Annotated in this window: 15 protein-coding genes and 1 pseudogene; 8 read left to right on the top strand and 8 right to left on the bottom strand. The window is 70.2% G+C overall.

All coding sequences use genetic code 11. The features are described 5' to 3' along the window. Positions 1-118: 118 nt before the first annotated feature. Together NUG20_RS00225 and NUG20_RS00220 are read right to left on the bottom strand one after the other, a co-directional pair. Positions 119-751: a response regulator gene (locus NUG20_RS00225; RefSeq protein WP_263396488.1), complete on the bottom strand. Its 633-nt coding sequence runs from the start codon at positions 749-751 to the stop codon at positions 119-121. Beyond that, positions 748-1,848: a sensor histidine kinase gene (locus NUG20_RS00220; protein WP_263396487.1), complete on the bottom strand. Its 1,101-nt coding sequence runs from the start codon at positions 1,846-1,848 to the stop codon at positions 748-750. Before NUG20_RS00220 ends, NUG20_RS00225 begins: the two co-directional genes overlap by 4 nt. Before the next feature lie 236 nt (positions 1,849-2,084). Here NUG20_RS00220 and NUG20_RS00215 point away from each other — a divergent pair, with 236 nt between their 5' ends. The 3 genes from NUG20_RS00215 to lldD all read left to right on the top strand — a co-directional run bounded on the left by NUG20_RS00215 (position 2,085) and on the right by lldD (position 4,963). Continuing rightward, on the top strand, positions 2,085-2,666 hold the full coding sequence (locus NUG20_RS00215) for a methyltransferase family protein (protein WP_263398576.1): 582 nt from the start codon (positions 2,085-2,087) through the stop codon (positions 2,664-2,666). Positions 2,667-2,939: 273 nt separating this feature from the next. Beyond that, a complete protein-coding gene (gene lldR, locus NUG20_RS00210) occupies positions 2,940-3,791 on the top strand; it encodes a transcriptional regulator LldR (RefSeq protein WP_263396486.1) in 852 nt (283 codons plus the stop codon). A gap of 11 nt (positions 3,792-3,802) precedes the next feature. Next, the gene (gene lldD, locus NUG20_RS00205) at positions 3,803-4,963 is read left to right on the top strand and encodes an FMN-dependent L-lactate dehydrogenase LldD (protein WP_263396485.1); all 1,161 of its coding nucleotides are present in this window, start codon (positions 3,803-3,805) and stop codon (positions 4,961-4,963) included. A 543-nt stretch (positions 4,964-5,506) separates the two neighbouring features. Here the strand turns inward: lldD and ligD are convergent. From ligD to NUG20_RS00190, 3 genes and pseudogenes are all read right to left on the bottom strand, one after another. Continuing rightward, positions 5,507-6,376, bottom strand: a pseudogene (gene ligD, locus NUG20_RS00200) (non-homologous end-joining DNA ligase); the annotation flags it as partial. 384 nt (positions 6,377-6,760) lie between these two features. Further along, positions 6,761-7,738: a non-homologous end joining protein Ku gene (locus NUG20_RS00195; protein ID WP_263396484.1), complete on the bottom strand. Its 978-nt coding sequence runs from the start codon at positions 7,736-7,738 to the stop codon at positions 6,761-6,763. Next, on the bottom strand, positions 7,738-8,124 hold the full coding sequence (locus NUG20_RS00190) for a hypothetical protein (protein WP_263396483.1): 387 nt from the start codon (positions 8,122-8,124) through the stop codon (positions 7,738-7,740). Before NUG20_RS00190 ends, NUG20_RS00195 begins: the two co-directional genes overlap by 1 nt. A 164-nt stretch (positions 8,125-8,288) precedes the next feature. Here NUG20_RS00190 and NUG20_RS00185 point away from each other — a divergent pair, with 164 nt between their 5' ends. Further along, positions 8,289-8,585 carry a hypothetical protein gene (locus NUG20_RS00185; RefSeq protein WP_263396482.1) on the top strand — a complete coding sequence of 99 codons (297 nt, stop codon included), beginning with the start codon at positions 8,289-8,291 and terminating at the stop codon, positions 8,583-8,585. 301 nt (positions 8,586-8,886) lie between these two features. Here the strand turns inward: NUG20_RS00185 and NUG20_RS00180 are convergent, their stop codons facing one another. Together NUG20_RS00180 and adhP are read right to left on the bottom strand one after the other, a co-directional pair. After that, the gene (locus tag NUG20_RS00180; protein ID WP_263396481.1) at positions 8,887-9,282 is read right to left on the bottom strand and encodes a DUF779 domain-containing protein; all 396 of its coding nucleotides are present in this window, start codon (positions 9,280-9,282) and stop codon (positions 8,887-8,889) included. Next, complete coding sequence (adhP, locus tag NUG20_RS00175; RefSeq protein WP_263396480.1) at positions 9,282-10,310, bottom strand: alcohol dehydrogenase AdhP; 1,029 nt, start codon at positions 10,308-10,310, stop codon at positions 9,282-9,284. Before adhP ends, NUG20_RS00180 begins: the two co-directional genes overlap by 1 nt. A gap of 353 nt (positions 10,311-10,663) precedes the next feature. Here adhP and NUG20_RS00170 point away from each other — a divergent pair, with 353 nt between their 5' ends. Continuing rightward, the gene (locus NUG20_RS00170) at positions 10,664-11,221 is read left to right on the top strand and encodes a hypothetical protein (RefSeq protein ID WP_263396479.1); all 558 of its coding nucleotides are present in this window, start codon (positions 10,664-10,666) and stop codon (positions 11,219-11,221) included. Between the two features lie 66 nt (positions 11,222-11,287). Then, complete coding sequence (locus NUG20_RS00165) at positions 11,288-12,610, top strand: peptidoglycan-binding domain-containing protein (RefSeq protein WP_263396478.1); 1,323 nt, start codon at positions 11,288-11,290, stop codon at positions 12,608-12,610. Between the two features lie 144 nt (positions 12,611-12,754). Here NUG20_RS00165 and adh read toward each other — a convergent pair whose 3' ends face one another. Beyond that, entirely contained in the window at positions 12,755-14,284 is a 1,530-nt protein-coding gene (gene adh, locus NUG20_RS00160) for an aldehyde dehydrogenase (RefSeq protein WP_263396477.1), read from the bottom strand. A 244-nt stretch (positions 14,285-14,528) separates the two neighbouring features. Here adh and NUG20_RS00155 point away from each other — a divergent pair, with 244 nt between their 5' ends. Beyond that, a complete protein-coding gene (locus NUG20_RS00155; protein ID WP_263396476.1) occupies positions 14,529-16,475 on the top strand; it encodes a sigma-54-dependent Fis family transcriptional regulator in 1,947 nt (648 codons plus the stop codon). A 154-nt stretch (positions 16,476-16,629) separates the two neighbouring features. After that, positions 16,630-17,394 (top strand): SDR family oxidoreductase, encoded by a 765-nt coding sequence (locus NUG20_RS00150; protein ID WP_263396475.1) that lies wholly within the window; start codon positions 16,630-16,632, stop codon positions 17,392-17,394. The last annotated feature ends 182 nt before the right edge of the window (positions 17,395-17,576 follow it).

Here is a 17,576-nt window from a genome sequence, read left to right as displayed (position 1 = left end):
CAATGAAGCCGAAGCCTGGGTTACTCCGGCAGCGGGCGTTGTCCCTGGTGGGAGCGACTTCAGTCGCGACTGCATCCGCAGCCGGTCTCGCGACACAAGTGCCTGCCTGCCTGTCCGCTTAGATGATCCGCAGCGTGATCGCCTTGAGCACCGCGCGGGTGCGGTCGCGGGTGCCGAGCTTGTCCAGGATCGTGGAGACGTAGTTCTTCACCGTGCCTTCGGCCAGGAACAGGCTGCGCGCGATTTCCTTGTTCGAGTAGCCGCCGGCGAGCAGGCGCAGGATCGCCACTTCGCGTTCGTTGAAAGTGTCGCGCGGCGCGTCTTCGTCGCGATAGCGGTAGCGCGCGCGGACCGGGTCGGTGCTGACCGGCTGCAGCAGGGTCTCGCCCGCGGCCACGCGCACGATCGCATCGCGCAGGTCTTCGGGCGCGGCGTCCTTGAGCAGGAAGCCCTGCGCGCCGGCTTCGGTGGCGCGCAGCAGCAGGTCGGCGTCGTCGAAGGTGGTCAGCAGCAGCACCGGGGTGGCGTCGCCGCGGGCGCGCAGCCGCTGCAATGCCTGGATGCCGTCCATGCCGGGCATGCGGATGTCGCTAAGCACTACGTCCACGGCAGTGGTGGCCAGCGCGGCCAGCAGCGCTTCGCCGTCGTCGGCCTCGCAGGCTACGGCGATGCCCTGGGTCTGCAACAGCGCGCGCAGGCCGGCGCGCACCAGGATCTGGTCGTCGGCCAGGGCGATGCGCAAGCCGCTCACAACGGCAACCGCGCGGTCAGCAGCATGCCGCCCAACGGCGTGCGGCCCAGGTCGAGCCGGCCGCGCAGCGCGGCCAGACGCTCGCGCATGCCGGCGATGCCGTTGCCTTCCTGGATCCGCTCGGCGCGGCGGCCGTCGTCCTCGATGTCCACGCGCAATTGCCCATCCTCGTGATGCAGACGTACATGGACCGCATCGGCATCGGCGTGCCGCGCGGCGTTGGTCAGCGCTTCCTGCACCAGCCGCAGCAGCGCTTCGGCCAGTTGCGGATCGGTGACGCGCACCTCGGGGTCGATCTGCAACCGCAGCTGCGGCCGCGGGAACGGCGCGGCCAACGCGCGCAGCGCGGTTTCCAGATCCAGCCCGCGGTCGTCGCGCAACGACTGCACGACGTTGCGGATATCGGCCAGCAGTTCGCCGGACAGCCGCTCGACCACGCCGAGCTCCTCGCGCCGCGCCAGGTCCGGATCGGCCAGCAGCAGGCGCAGGTTGATCCGCAGCGCGGTGAGTTTGTGCCCAGCCACGTCGTGCAGCTCGCGCGCCAGGCGCAGGCGTTCTGCGTCGCGCGCGCTGTCGGCCAGCAGCGCGCGGGTGGCGAGCAGGTCGGCGTTGACCCGGGCCAGCGCTTGGCGCGCGATCTCGGTGGTGCGCGCGTAGTGCGCGGACAGCGCGGCGAAGGCGTGGAAACCAGCGTAGATCAGGGTGGTCAGCAAGGCGCGCTTGAAACCGGCCGTGGACAGCAGCAGGAACGTGCCCAGGTTGACCAGCAGCGCCAGCACCAGCACCCGGCGCGGCTCCCACAGCAAGGCCACCTGCGTCACCACCACCACCAGCAGCACCGGCGCGGTGCCGACGCCCGGTTCCAGCCACACCAGGGCCAGCCCCGCGGCGGCTTGCAGCCACAGCGCGGCGTCGCGCAGGCGCGGCGTGGGCAGGTAGCGGTAGCCGAGCAACAGCAACACGAACACGCCCGCCACGGTCCAACGCCAGGCAGGCGGTGCCTGCGGCTGCAGATGGAACGACCACAGCACAGTGGCCACGGTGGCCAGCCCGGCCAGGCGCTTGGGTTCGATCAGGTCGTGCAGGAAGCGGTGCATGCCGCGGATGCTGACCGTGCGGCGCGGCGGCGGCAATGGGGCGGACGCAGAAAGTGACTTCCGGCAGGTCGGATCGATGACCGGCGGCCACTGAACGGCCACGGCCGCGGCGCCACACTGGCGCCATGCCATCGCCGCCCTGCACCACGGCCCCCACCAACACGGGCACGGCGAAGGTTCATCCGGCTTGCGCCGCCATGGCGTACACCGACATCGCTCACCACGAGGACACGACGATGCACCTGACCCTGCGAAACCCCGACCTGCTGTTCGCGCTGCTGGGCGCCTGCTGGGGCCTGTACGAGGTGCTGCTCAGCCGCCGCCGCCGCGCGGCCGACGGCGGCGCGCGCGACCAGGGCACGCTGAAGATGCTGTGGCGGGTGCTGTACGCGGCGCTGGCGCTGGCGGTGCTGCTGTCCTTCCTCGGCCTGTGGCGCTATGCGCCGGCGCTGCAGGAACCGGCGCGCTGGACCGGGTGCGCGTTGCTGGCGGCCGGGCTGGCGCTGCGGCTGTGGGCGATCCGGGTGCTGGCGCGCTGGTTCACCGTGGACGTGACCATCCAGGAAGGCCACCGGCTGATCCGCCGCGGCCCGTACCGTTACCTGCGCCATCCTTCCTACACCGGCGTGCTGCTGTCGTTCTACGGGCTGGCGATCGGGCTGGGCGACGTGCTGTCGCTGCTGGCGATCGTGCTGCCGGTGACCTGGGCGTTCCTGCGCCGCATCCAGGTGGAAGAGGCGATGCTGACCCAGGCCTTCCCCGAGGAGTACCCCGACTACGCCGCGCACAGCTGGCGGTTGCTGCCGTTCGTCTGGTGAGACGCGGCCGATGCGCTGCGCTGGCGCCGGCAAGCGCGCCGGCAGCCAGGATGCGTGCCGGCGCCGGATGGGGGGCAACGTCGTAGCGCGTGGTCCGCGTCGAACTAGTCCTGCTGGCGCTGCTGGTCGTGCTGGTCGTGCTGGTCGCGACAATGGCGCGGTAATGGAGATGTGTCGCGATTGGTATGACCAATAGTCAGGCCGGCCACGATTGACCCGGCAAAGCGCTACGCGATCTAATTGGGCTTCCGATATTCCGCGGCAGCCATTGGTATGACCAATTCACCGGCGCCTGCAACGGCCGATGCTGCACCCAAACCAGCATCACGCCGTGGCCAGCGCGATCCTGCGCCCGAAGCGCCGGCGCCCGGCGGCGGCCGCCTCAGCGACCGGGTCGCCGCGCAACTGCGCGCGCTGATCGCCCAACGCGGGCTGCAGCCGGACGCGCGCCTGCCGGCCGAGCGCACCCTGGCGCTGGAACTGGGCGTGTCGCGCACCGCGTTGCGCGAGGCGATCGCCCAGCTCGCCAGCCAGGGGCTGCTGCGCGCCCGCGCCGGCGGCGGCACCTACGTGCAGCGCCCGCACACGCCCGAGGAGCGCGTGGTGGCGCCGCTGCAGCCGTTCCTGCCGCTGCTGCAGGGCGATCCGGAATACCGCTTCGACGTGCTGGAGACCCGCCATGCGCTGGAAGGCGCCACCGCCTGGCACGCCGCGCTGCGCGCCACCGACGCCGACCGCGCGCGCATCGCCGCCGCGTTCGAGGCGATGCTGCAGGCGCATGCGCAGGGCGATGCGGCCGCCGAGGCGCGCGCCGACGCCGACTTCCACCTGGCCATCGCCGAGGCCGCGCACAACCGCGTGCTGCTGCAGGTGATGCGCGGCCTGTTCGACCTGCTGCAGACCAACATCTCGCAGAGCCGGCACATGCTGTTCCAGTCGCCGCGCACCTTCGCCCCGCTGCTGGCGCAGCACCGCGCGCTGCACGACGCGATCCTGGCCGGCGAGCCGGAACGCGCGCGCGACGCCGCGCACGCCCATCTGGCGTTTGTACATACCGCCCTGCGCAGCCTCGACGAGGACGAAGCGCGCCGCGCGCGCGCCTCGCGCCTGCCCTCCTCTCCCTGACGACCGCGCCGATGATCATCTCCGCCGCTTCCGACTACCGCGCCGCCGCCCAGGCGCGGCTGCCGCCGTTCCTGTTCCACTACATCGACGGCGGCGCCTACGCCGAGCACACGCTGCGGCGCAACGTCGCCGACCTGGCCGACATCGCGCTGCGCCAGCGGATCCTGCGCAACATGGCCGAACTGAGTCTGGAGACCGAACTGTTCGGCGAGCGCCTGGCGCTGCCGCTGGCCCTGGCCCCGGTGGGCCTGACCGGCATGTACGCGCGCCGCGGCGAGGTGCAGGCCGCGCGCGCGGCGGCGGCCAGGGGCGTGCCGTTCACCCTGTCCACGGTGTCGGTGTGCCCGATCGAGGAAGTGGCGCCGGCGATCGACCGGCCGATTTGGTTCCAGCTGTACGTGCTCAAGGACCGCGGCTTCATGCGCAACGCGCTGGAGCGGGCCAAGGCGGCCGGCGTGACCACGCTGGTGTTCACCGTGGACATGCCCACCCCCGGCGCACGCTACCGCGACGCGCACTCGGGCATGAGCGGGCCGAACGCGCCGCTGCGGCGCATGCTGCAGGCCGTCACCCATCCGCGCTGGGCCTGGGACGTGGGCCTGCTGGGGCGCCCGCACGACCTGGGCAACATCTCCACCTACCGCGGCAGCCCGACCGGCCTGGCCGACTACATCGGCTGGCTCGGCGCGAACTTCGACCCGTCGATCGCGTGGAAGGACCTGGAATGGATCCGCGAGTTCTGGACCGGGCCGATGGTGATCAAGGGCATCCTCGACCCGGACGACGCGCGCGATGCGGTGCGCTTCGGTGCCGACGGCATCGTCGTCTCCAACCACGGCGGGCGCCAGCTCGACGGCGTGCTATCCAGCGCGCGCGCCTTGCCGGCGATCGCCGATGCGGTGAAGGGCGAGCTGAAGATCCTGGCCGACTCCGGCATCCGCAGCGGGCTGGACGTGGTGCGCATGCTCGCCCTCGGCGCCGACGCGGTGCTGCTCGGCCGCGCGTTCGTCTATGCGCTGGCCGCGGCCGGCCAGGCCGGGGTGGAGAACCTGCTGACGCTGATCGAGAAGGAAATGCGAGTGGCGATGACACTGACCGGCGCCCGGTCGATCGCCGAGATCTCGCGCGACTCGCTGGCGCGGGTCACCCGCGAGTCGGCGGTGTCGCCGTAAGCGGCTGGGCGCTGCGGTTCTGGGCGCTGCGGTTTCTGCCTGCGCAGGCAGTGGCCGCGTGATGCTTGCATCGGTGCAAGGTGCCGACATAGCTCGGCGTTTGCGGTTTCGATGGTGGATGCGCTCACGCTGCTGGGGTCGGCGCCACGGTTGGATCGAGGCTTCGCTCGTCGCGACTGAAGTCGCTCCCACAAAGAGCGGCGTGCTTTGCGCGAAGAGCAGCGTCCTTGCGCGGATTCGCGACTCGCGCACCACGTGTGGGGGGCGACTTCAGTCGCGACGCTGTTCGCCAGCAGCGGCGGGATTGCACGGCGCTGGCACGGGTCGCCTTTGCGGTGTTGCATGTGGATACGCTTGCGTTGCAAGGGTCGGCGCACACGGTTGGATCGGGGCTTCGCTCGTCGCGACTGAAGTCGCTCCCACAAAGAGCGGCGCCCTTTGCGCGGATTCGCGGCTCGCGCACCACGTGTGGGAGCGACTTCAGTCGCGACGCCCTTGGCCATCAGCCGCGGGAAACAGAACCGCTCCGGAACGACCGCCGGCTCAGCCCCCCGGCAGCCGTTGCTGCAGCGTCTCCATCTCCTTCCACGGATGTTCGCGCAGGCGCGCGGCGCGTTGCAGCGCCTTGGCCAGCGGGAACGCCTGCGGCGAGGCGATGCGCGCCAGTTCCTCCCAGCGCAGCGGCACCGCGACGGTGGCGTGTTCGCGCGCGCGCAGCGACCACGAGCACACGCTGGTGTTGCCGCGGCCATTGCGCAGCCAGTCGATGAAGATCACCCCGCTGCGCTTGGCCTTGCTCATCGTGGCCACGTAGCGGTCCGGCGCCTGCGCGGTCAGCGCCTGGGCGAAGGCTTCGCAGAAGTCGCGCGCCTGGTCCCAGCTCGCGCTGCCGGCCACAATCGGCACCACCACGTGCAGGCCCTTGCCCCCGGACAGGCGCACGAAGCTTTCCAGCCCGGCCTCGCGCAGACGCGCGCGGATCGCGCGCGCGGCGGCCTTGATCTGGGTCCAGCTCACGCCCTCGCCCGGGTCCAGGTCGAACACCAGCCGGTCCGGATGCTCGGGATCGTCCACGGTCGAACCCCAGGGATGCAGCTCCAGGGTGTTCATCTGCACCAGCTCCAGCAGGCCGGCCAGGTCGTCGATGTACAGGTAGTCCTCGGTGCCGCTCTTCTGGCGCAGCGCGATCGCCTGCACGTGGTCGCCGAGCGCGCGGTTGTTGTGCTTCTGGAAGAAGCATTCGCCGGCGGTCCCGTCCGGGCAGCGCAGCAACGACAACGGCCGGTTGGCGACCTCCGGCAGCAGCCAGGGCGCGATCGCGCGGTAGTACGCGGCCACCTCGCCCTTGCTGATGCCGGCGCCTCGGTAGACCACGCGCTCGGGATGGGTGATGACGACGGCGTCGGCTGCGCTGTCGGCACCGGTCGATGCCGGCGTGGGCACTGGCGTGCCGCGGCGTGCGGCGGCGCCTGCCGCGCCTCCACGGCCAGCAGCAGCGGACCCGGCCTTCGTCTTGACGCTGCCCGGCGGCTTGGCGCTGGCGACCTTGCGCGCCGCCGCCCGGCCTGGCGCCGCTTTCGCCGGTGCGGGCTTGGCCGATGCAGGCTTGACCGGCGCGCGCGGGGCCGGCGCGGCGTTGCCCGGCTTGCGGGTCCCGGCCGCCTCGGCCAGCTTCGATGCCTTGGTTGCCTTGGTTGCCTTGGCCGCCTTGGTCGCCTTGGTGGCCTTGACCACCTTGGCCGTTTTGACCGGCGCGGCACGGCCGGTACGGGCTGTCTCGCGTGACGGCATGGCGCCCTACCCCGCCTTGCGCCGCGCCGGCGCCTTGCTTGCGCTGGCCTTTTTCGCCGGCTTGGCCTTGGCCGCGGATTTGGCGGCGGGCTTGGCTGCCTTCTTCGCCGCTTTCTTGGCCGGCTTCTTGGCGGTCTTGCTCACCGGCAGCGCGTCGTCGTTGCCCTTGGCCGGGGTGCGCCGTTTGGCCTCCAGGCTCTTCTGCAGCAGCGACATGAAATCGACCACGTTGGTGGCGGCATCCTCGCGCTGCGGCGCGTCGGCGTCGTCGTCCACCTGGGCGGTGCCCTCCTGCGCCTTGATGCGCTTCTGGATCACCGCCTGCAGGCGCTCGCGGAATTCGTCGTGATAAGACGACGGATCCCACTTCCCCGACATCGAATCGATCAGCTGCGCGGCCATCTCGGTTTCCTTGGCGCTGATCCGGTAGTCGGCGGCCTTGCCGCTGGGCAGCGTGTAGTCCTCCAGGTCCACCAGTTCCTGCGGATAGCGCAGCAGGATCAGCACCAGCGCGTCGTCGTGCGGCATCACCGCCGACAGGTATTCGCGGGTACGGATCACCACCCGCGCGATGCCGACCTTGCCGGTGGCGCGCAGCGTCTCGCGCAGCAGCACGTAGCCCTTCTCGGCCTTCTTGCCCGGCACCAGCACGTAGGGTTTCTCGAAGTAGCGCAGGTCGATGTCGGCAGCGTCGACGAAGGCCTCCACTTCCACCGTCTCGTGGCTCTCCGGCGCGGCCGAGGCGATGTCCTTCTGCTCGACCACCACGTAGTTGCCCTTGCTGTACTCGAACGCCTTGACGATGTCCTTCCACGGCACCTCTTCGCCGGTGTCGGCATTGACCCGCTCGAACCGGATCGGGCGCTTGTCGCGCGCATCGAGCATGCGGAAATGCAGGTCGATGCGGCGTTCGCCGGACATCAGCGACACCGGCACGTTGAGCAGGCCGAAGGACAGGGTGCCGGTCCAGATCGGGCGCGCCATCAGTGCGCCTCCACGCGCAGCGCCGGCGCCGGCAGGTGGTCCAGCGCCTGCCACGCGTCCTCGATCACCGGCCGCGCCTGGCGCCAGTCCAGGTGCGATTCGCCGCGCACCTGTTCCCAGTGCGCGGCCAGTTCGCCGTCGGTGTCGGCCATCGGCGCGCGCGGCCAGCCGCCGGCGTGGGTGCGCAGCGCGAACGCATACGCCGGGCACAGGTCGCGCCACGGGGTGCCATGGCGGGCGCGGCGCTGGCGGTAGTCGGCCAGGCTGTACTGGCGGTAGTCCGCCGCGTCGTGCGGGCGCGAGGGCCTGTGGCGGCGCGGCGTGGCCGGCAGCGGGTCCAGGTGGGCATTGAACAGCAGCGGGTCGGGACGGTCGCTGGGGCACATGGCGGAAGCTCCGGGCGGCATCGGCGGCGGGGGGATGGCAGCAGTAGCGCCGGTGCCGTTAGCCGTTCGTGACAGGCGCGTGGAGGTCTCGCGATTCGCAGCGGCTTCACTGCCGCCGGGTTGAACTGGAGGCACCGTCTCCATCCCCTACCGACGGAGGAATCATGTCCACACCCACCGATCCGCTGCGCCAGGCCACCGACCCGGTCCCCGGCGAGCAGCGTGGCAAGCGCCACACCCAGGACCGCGAGGACCGCGGCGCCGGCGACAGTCCCGCCACCATCGTCGAACACGAACCGCGCACCGGCGCCGACCGCCCTGCCCCGGACACCGCGCCGGAGGACACCGGCAGCGATGCCGCGCACAAGCACCACACCGACGCCAACCAGGACGAAGCACTGGAAGAGACCTTCCCGGCCAGCGACCCGGTCTCGCCATTCGTGCCGTCCAAGGCGCCGTAGGCGCGGCCGGTGGTTGCTGTTGCCGCCGTTTGTGTAGGAGCGGCTTCAGCCGCGACCGGATGTCGGGCTACCTGTCATGTCGGGCTACCTGTCGCGGCTGAAGCCGCTCCTACAAAAGCGGTGCGCCGCGGATGCCGGGAAAAGCGGAGATCGTCGCAACTTGTGGGAGCGACTTCAGTCGCGACGGGCGTTACCGGTAAAGCTCGTCGCGACTGAAGTCGCTCCCACAAAAAACTTGCATGCCCGTGCCATCCGACGAGTCTCCGCACTCGATAGTGCACGCAGCTGCTGCTGCCCCCCGCTACACCTTCCCCGCCGCCTGCAACGCCAGATACTCGGCATCGTCGAACAGCCGCGAGCGCACCAGGAAGCGCACGCCCTCGCCGTTCTCCAGCGAGAACATGCCGCCGCGGCCGGGCACCACGTCGATGATCAGCTGGGTGTGCTTCCAGTATTCGAACTGCGGGGCGCTGATGTAGAACGGCGCGCCACCGATCTCGCCCAGCTGCACGTCGCGGTCGCCGACGATGAAGTCGTCCTGCGGGTAGCACATCGGCGAAGACCCGTCGCAACAGCCGCCGGACTGGTGGAACAGCAACGGCCCGTGCCGCGCGCGCAGCCGCTCGATCAGCTGCAGCGCCGGCAGCGTCGCCAGCACCTGCAGCGGTACGCCGGAAGCGGGCGCGGCGGCGTCCATCAGGCCGCCATGTCCAGCACGATACGGCCTTCGATCTGGCCGGCGCGCATGCGCGCGAACACCTCGTTGATGTTCTCCAGCGTGGCGGTGGCCACGGTCGCGGCGACCTTGCCCTGCTCGGCAAACTCCAGCGATTCCTGCAGGTCCAGGCGCGTGCCGACGATCGAGCCGCGCACGGTCACGCCGTTGAGCACCATGCCGAAGATGTCCAGCGGGAACTGGCCCGGCGGCAGCCCGTTCAACGACACCGTGCCGCCGCGGCGGACCATGCCGATCGCCTGCTCGAACGCCTTCGGCGACACCGCGGTGACCAGCGCGCCGTGCGCGCCGCCGATCTCCTTCTTCAGGTAGGCCACCGGGTCGGTGGTCAGCGCATTGACCGTCACCGTGGCGCCCAGGCGCCGGGCCAGCTCGAGCTTGGCGTCGTCCACGTCCACCGCGGCGACGTTCAGGCCCATCGCCTTGGCGTACTGCACGGCCATATGGCCGAGCCCGCCGATGCCGGAGATCACCACCCAGTTGCCGGGCTTGGTGTCGGTGACCTTCAGCCCCTTGTACACGGTGACGCCGGCGCAGAGGATCGGCGCGACCTCGACGAAGCCGATGTTCTTCGGCAGGTGGCCGACGTAGTCGGCATTGGCCAGCGCGTACTCGGCGAACCCGCCGTTGACCGAATAGCCGGAGTTCTGCTGCGCCTCGCACAGCGTCTCCCAGCCGCCCAGGCAATGCTCGCAATGCCCGCAGGCCGAGTACAGCCACGGGATCCCGACCCGGTCGCCTTCCTTGACGTGGCTCACGCCAGCGCCGACCGCGACCACATGGCCCACGCCCTCGTGGCCGGGAATGAACGGCGGATTCGGCTTCACCGGCCAGTCGCCCTCGGCCGCGTGCAGGTCGGTGTGGCACACGCCGCAGGCCTCGATCTTGACCAGGATGTCGCCGGCCTGCGGCCGCGGCACCTCCACTTCCTCGATCGTCAGCGGCTTGCCGAATTCGCGTACCACCGCGGCTTTCATCGTCTTGTTCATGTCGCACTCCTTCCCGTTGTTGCAATCCACACTAGGCGCCTTGCGGCGCCGCTGCCTTGATCGAGGTCAATCGCCATGGCCCCGTCGTTCCCCCTGCCCGCACACACCGATTGCCCGCACATCGGCCGGACGCGACGTGCGATAGAGTCCGGCCTGCATGACGGCATGGAGGCGGCGGATGCAGGCGGACAACGAGAACGACACGGTTGCCGGGGGAAACGCCGGTCGTCGGCATCCTCACGCGCCTCTCGTACACTGCGGTCCTGCGCGCTCGCCGGCCACGCCCGCCCCGCGGGCCGCCGCGCGTCGCTGGCCACTGTGCGCCTGAACGGTCTAAGGAAAGGAACGACACCATGAAGCAACGCTTGCTTACCGCCGCCTTGCTGGCCATGCTGCTGCAAGGCTGCAAGCCCTCGGAGTCCAGCGCGACCACCACCGCGGCCCCGGCTCCCGCACCGACGGCCACGGCCGCTCCGGAACCGGCGACAGCGGCCGCCACGGTCGCGGACCGCCCGGCGCTGCCGCAGGGGGCCTGCGAGAAGACAGAAGACGGGTTTACCGCGTTCCTGGAGGCGATCATCGCCGATCCGGCGTTGCGCGCCGCCTACAGCGCCCCTCGCGTCGAAGAGCGCGACCTGCGTGATCCGTCCAAGCTGGTGAATCGGCCCAGCGAGCCGTTCCGGTTGACCCTGATCGACTACAGCTGGTCCTACAACGAACCCAATCAGGACCCAGGCAAACTGGCCCGGATCAAGATGGATTTCAAGCAAGACGGCGATCGGATGCGCGTGGACTTCGTGAAGGCCGAGTTTTCCGCCGACGATGACGTCATCAAGACCTTCGGCGCGCCCGAGGCCTATGTGTTCGAGTACACGCAGCAGTGCTGGCGGTTGGCCCAGCATTTGCGTTGATCGGCGTGGTACCCGCCACATTGCGGGTACGGCGACAGGCAAGACCATCGACAAAGGAGAAGTACGATGCCCAGATACACAATCGTCGAGTCGGTAGGAAACGGCGTGCAGGCGGCTCACGACTACCAGGATCTCGAGCGCCATCATCCCACCCGCGGCAACGAGCGCGGCCGCGTCTACGCCACGGTCAATGGCGAGCGCGAGGAACTGCTTGGCAACTACAACGGCGCGGCGACCGTCTCGCGCGACGGCGACCATTACGTTTCCAAGGATTTCGTGCTGCAGGCCGGCAACGCCAGCGCCGTCCCGGTACCGGCCATCGCCAGCGGCTACATCGGCAGGGTCGATCCCAGCGACGGCATCGTGCAGATCTACGACAAGCCGGCCAACGATCCCAGCCGCGAGATGATCGCCCAATACCGGCATCTGGATCTGCGCAATACCCAGCTCGAAGCCGGCGACCGGATCGAATACGGGCAATCTGTGGGGATCCAGGGCGGCTTCAACAACGGCAATCCCAAGGCCTTCGGCAAGCACGTGCATGTGGACATCAACACCAGCTACCTGCCGCAGGCCGACCGCTACATCCGCGACATGGACAGCGGCGCGATCACCACCGACCACCGACCGCAGCAGGCCTCGCCCAATCTCACCGCTGCGGCCAGGGTGAGCGATATCTCGGGCAATGGGCGCACGGTGGCCGCGCCGAGCGGGGCAAGCGTGGCGAGCGCCGCGCCAATGGCCGATGGCGTCCTGCGCAAGGAGGAGCATGGCCCGGAGGTGAAAGCGCTGCAGGAGCGCCTCAACCAGTTGGGCTACACCGATGCCGATGGCAAGGCCTTGGGCACCGACGGCAAGTTCGGCGACCGCACCAAGCACGCGGTCGAGGCGTTCCAGCGTGATCATCATCTGGATGTCGATGGCATCGCCGGCAAGGACACGCTCACGGCGCTCCGGGAGGCGCAGGTACAGCGTCCCGGCGCTGCCGCCGCCGAACCGGCCGATGCGGCGCGCCCGCCGCTGCTGTCGGACAAGACCCATCCGCAGAACCCGATGTACCAGCAGTCCGTCGCGGCGCTGGAGAAACTCGGGCCCTCGGGCGGATTCAAGGACCGCGCCGAACTCGAGCGAGCGGCGGGCGCACTGACGCACGATGCCAGCATCAGCGGGATGACGCGCATCGATCATGTGGTCGCCAGCAACAACGGCAACGGCCTCATTGCGGTGGAAGGCAAGCTGGACGATCCCGCGCACCGCCGCGCCTTCGTCGATCGCGACCAGGCCACGCAGCAGACCCTCGAGCAATCCACGCAGAAGCTGCGCCAGGATCTGCCCGTCGCGGTCGAGCCGGAACCCGTGCGCGAAACGACGCGCGCGATGTCGGTCTAGGCCGTTCATCGCTGGCGCGCGGGTCGTCTGCGCATGCAGGACCCGCCGCGCGCCGACCGGCGCCGGCGGACGCGCTGGAGACGCGTTGGTACTGCCGAGGCCGGCAGTCCCAATGCTCCCGCGCCGCGCACGTCGCGACAGCACTCAGAAGAACCCCAGCGCCTTCGGCGAGTAGCTGACCAGCAGGTTCTTGGTCTGCTGGTAGTGGTCCAGCATCATCTTGTGGTTCTCGCGGCCGATGCCCGACTGCTTGTAGCCGCCGAACGCGGCGTGCGCCGGATAGGCGTGGTAGCAGTTGGTCCACACCCGCCCGGCCTGGATCGCGCGGCCCATGCGGTACAGGCGCGACGCGTCGCGGCTCCACACGCCGGCGCCCAGCCCGTACAGCGTGTCGTTGGCGATCGCCAGCGCCTCGGCCTCGTCCTTGAACGTGGTCACCGACACCACCGGCCCGAAGATCTCTTCCTGGAACACGCGCATCTTGTTGTGGCCCTTGAACACCGTTGGCTTGACGTAGAAGCCGCCGGCCAGCTCGCCGTCCAGCGCGTTGCGCTCGCCGCCGATCAGCACCTCGGCGCCTTCCTGCTTGCCGATATCGATGTAGGACAGGATCTTCTCCAGCTGCTCGCTGGAGGCCTGCGCGCCGACCATGGTGTTGGGATCCAGCGGATTGCCCTGCTTGATCGCGGCCACGCGCTCGAGCGCCTTTTCCATGAACCGGTCGTAGATCGATTCCTGGATCAGCGCGCGCGACGGGCAGGTGCACACCTCGCCCTGGTTGAACGCGAACAGCACGAAGCCTTCGATCGCCTTGTCGAGGAAATCGTCGTCTTCGGCCATCACGTCGGCGAAGAAGATGTTCGGCGACTTGCCGCCCAGTTCCAGCGTCACCGGGATCAGGTTCTGGCTGGCGTACTGCATGATCAGCCGGCCGGTGGTGGTCTCGCCGGTGAAGGCGATCTTGGCGATGCGCGGGCTGCTGGCCAGCGGCTTGCCCGCTTCCAGGCCGAAGCCGTTGACCACGTTGAGCACGCCCGGCGGCAGCAGGTCGCCGATCACCTCCATCAGCACCAGGATCGAGGCCGGGGTCTGCTCGGCCGGCTTCATCACCACGCAGTTGCCGGCGGCGATCGCCGGGGCCAGCTTCCAGCACGCCATCAGCAGCGGGAAGTTCCACGGGATGATCTGCCCGACCACGCCGAGCGGCTCGTGGAAGTGGTAGGCGATGGTGTCGCTGTCGATCTCGGAGATGCCGCCTTCCTGCGCGCGGATCGCGCCGGCGAAATAGCGGAAGTGGTCGGCGCACAGCGGCACGTCGGCGTTGAGCGTCTCGCGCAGCGGCTTGCCGTTGTCCCAGGTCTCGGCATAGGCCAGCAGCTCGAGATTTTGTTCGATGCGATCGGCGATCTTCAGCAGCGCGTTGCTGCGCTCGGTGGCCGAGGTCTTGCCCCAGGCGTCCTTGGCCGCGTGCGCGGCGTCGAGCGCGGCCTCGATGTCCTGCGCGTTGGAGCGCGCCACCGAAGTGAACACCTTGCCGCTGATCGGCGTGGTGTTCTCGAAGTACTGCCCGCTCTTGGGTTCCACCCATTGGCCGCCGATGAAGTTGCCGTAGCGCGACTTGAAGATGGACTGCGGATCGGTGGCGAGCGGCTTGGCGGTGGTGACGGCGTTCATCGGTGACTCCTGCGGCAGTGGGAAAGGAACGGGACATGCCCATCCGGGTAGGCGGTAACCGCAAGAGCGATGCCAGGTTTTCGTTGCTGCGCCGCGTCATGCGCTCGCGCCGCGGCGGATCGGCGCGCCCGCCCGGTTCCTGCTGCAACGCATCACGCGCGCCGATTGCGTGCGGGCGACGGATGTGGTGTTTATCGGAACACCCGTCTCAACACCTGTCGCAATTTGCGACAGTGGAGCCGCCATGGCGCACCCGCAATCGCACCACCAGCTCGGCCACGCACGCCGGATGTTCTTCGAGCGCGGCGGCGCCCCGACCGGCCAGGTGCCGGACACCATCCTGCAGTCGTGGCAGCGCTGCCAGCGCCTGGGCCTGACCGCGCAGCGCACGCCGCCGATCGAGCCGGTCAGCGCGCCGCGCCTGCGCGAATTGCGCGAGGCGCACGAGCGCCTGTGGCGGCTGGCTCGCGCCGAGCTGGAAGGCCTGGCTGGGGATGCCGCCGCCACCGGCAGCATCGTGCTGCTGACCGACGAGGCCGGCTGGATCCTCGACGCCGAAGGCAGCCCGGGCTTCCTCGACAAAGCGGGGCGCGTGGCGCTGATGCCGGGCGCGTGCTGGAGCGAAACCCAGGTCGGCACCAATGCGATCGGCACCGCCATCGTCGAGAGCCGGTCGGTGGAAGTTCACGGCGGCGAGCACTACTTCGCGCCGCACCAGATCCTCAGCTGCGCCGCGGTACCGATCTTCGATCCCTACGGCCAGCTCGCCGGCGTACTCGACATCTCCGGCGACGCCAGCGTGCAGCACATGCACGCGCTGGGCCTGGCGCGGATGGCGGTGGCCAGCATCGAGCACCGCTATTTCGACGACGGCATCGCCGGCTGCGAGTTGCTGCGCGTGCACCACGATCCGGCTTTGCTCGGCACCGCGCGCGAAGGCCTACTCGCGTTCCGCAACGGCAAGCTGGTCGCGGCCAACCGCGCCGGCCTGCGCCTGTTCGGGCTTGAACGCCACGACCTCGGCCGCGCGCCGTACGACGCCTTGTTCGAAGAACCGCTGTCGCGGCTGCGCCAGCAGGGCAGCGTGTTCGACCTGCAGGGCAGGGCGCTGCACGGCCGCGTCGACAGTGCCGGCGACGACCGCCCGCGGCGGCGTTCGCAGCAACCGCCGATCACCGTGTCGGCGGCCACGCGCGCGCAGCCGCACGCCGACGCGCCGCTGTTCGACGCCGTGCAGGAGCTGGCGCTGGAACGCGCGCGGCGCGTGCTCGATGCGCAGCTGCCGGTGCTGGTGCAGGGCGAGACCGGCACCGGCAAGGAAGTGTTCGCGCGCGAACTGCACCGGCGCAGCGCGCGCGCCGGCAAGCCGTTCGTCGCGGTGAACTGCGCGGCGCTGCCGGAAGGCCTGATCGAGGCCGAACTGTTCGGCTACGAGGACGGCGCCTTCACCGGCGCGCGCAAGCACGGCAATCCCGGGCTGCTGCGCCAGGCCGACGGCGGCGTGCTGTTCCTGGACGAGATCGGCGACATGCCACTGGCCCTGCAGCCGCGCCTGCTGCGCGTGCTGCAGGAGCGCGAGCTGTTGCCGCTGGGCGGCGGCAAGCCAGTGAAGCTGGATTTCGCGCTGATCTGCGCCACCCATCGTGACCTGGACGCGGCGATGGCCGAGCAGCGTTTCCGTCCCGACCTGTACTACCGCATCGCCCACCACAGCGTGCAGATCCCAGCACTGCACGCGCACCCCGACCGCCGCGCACTGGTGCAGGACCTGTGGGCGCGGGTGGGGCAGGGCCGACGCCTGAGCGACGCGGCGCTGGCCGCGCTGAGCGCCTATCCCTGGCCGGGCAACCTGCGCCAGCTGGTGGCCTGCCTGCGCACGCTGGTGGCACTGAGCGATGCCGGCACCGAGGTCGGCGCCGATGCCTTGCCGGCCTATCTGCCCGGCGCGGGACGCGGCCTGTCCGCGGCCAGCGGCGGCGCAATGCCGGGGCAGGGCGGAGCGATCGGTGCCGGGACAGGGGTGCGCCCGGGCGCGGTGGTGCAGGCCGCCGACCTGGACAGCCTGGCCCTGAGCGCGATGCGCCAGGCGCTGGACGCCTGCGGCGGCAACGTCGCCCGCGCCGCGCGCCAGCTCGGCGTCAGCCGCAGCACGCTGTACCGCCGACTCGGACTCGGCGCGCGCTCCAACTAGCTGTGTAGGAGCGACTTCAGTCGCGACAGGCGTCACCGGTGCGCCCGTCGCGACCGCTGCGCGCGCCGCACCGCTGCCGCGTCCGAACATGGCGAGCGACCGTCTTGCATGCCACGCATAGTCCCGGCTCCTTTGACTGGACCTGGAGACCTGCATGCACCGCCTGACTGACAAGATCGCCCTCGTGACCGGCGCGAGTTCCGGCATCGGCCGCGCCACCGCCCTCCTGTTCGCACGCGAGGGCGCCTGCGTGGTGGCCGGCGCCCGCCGTGGCGCGGCGCTGGACGCGCTGGTCGCCGAGATCGCCGATGCCGGCGGCCGCGCCGCGTGCCTGGCCGGGGATGTGCGCGAGGAAGCCTACGCGCAGGCGCTGGTGGCGCTGGCAGTGGAGCGCTTCGGCGGGCTGGACATCGCGTTCAACAACGCCGGCACCCTCGGCACGCTGGCCCCCACGACCGCGCTGGACGCGCGCGACTGGCAGGACGCCATCGACACCAACCTCAGCGCCGCCTTCTATGGCGCCAAGCACCAGATCCCGGCCTTGCTCGCGCGCGGCGGCGGCGCGCTGATCTTCACCTCCAGCTTCGTCGGCCACACCGTCGGCTTCCCCGGCGCCGCCGCCTATGCCGCCAGCAAGGCGGGACTGATCGGCCTGACCCAGGCGCTGGCCACCGAGTTCGGCCCGCAGGCGCTGCGGGTGAACGCGCTGCTGCCGGGCGGCACCGAGACGCCGATGGCGCACGCGATGAACGACAGCGCACAGGCGCTGGCGCAGGTCGCGCAGCTGCACGCGCTCAAGCGCCTGGCGCAGCCGGAGGAGATCGCGCGCGCGGCCTTGTTCCTGGCCTCGGACGACGCCTCGTTCATGACCGGCAGCGCGATGCTGGTCGACGGCGGCATTTCGATCCATCGCAGCTGAGCCGCTGCCGCGAACACGTGGAGGCGCGCGGGTCTACGATACGGAACGGACGGCGCCTCCACGAACGATCCGTGCGGCGGTGCCTGCGTTGTCCCATGGCATTGCCGCGCGGCGGTCGCGATGCGATCGATACCTGTGCGTGCAGCGTAGGAGCGGGCGCTCGCAAAGCGCGAATTGGCACC

The sequence above is a fragment of the Xanthomonas sp. CFBP 8443 genome (assembly GCF_025666195.1).
GTDB lineage: Bacteria > Pseudomonadota > Gammaproteobacteria > Xanthomonadales > Xanthomonadaceae > Xanthomonas_A.
The sequence above is the reverse complement of the archived record's forward strand: the minus strand, read 5'-3'. Positions and strand labels throughout refer to the sequence as shown.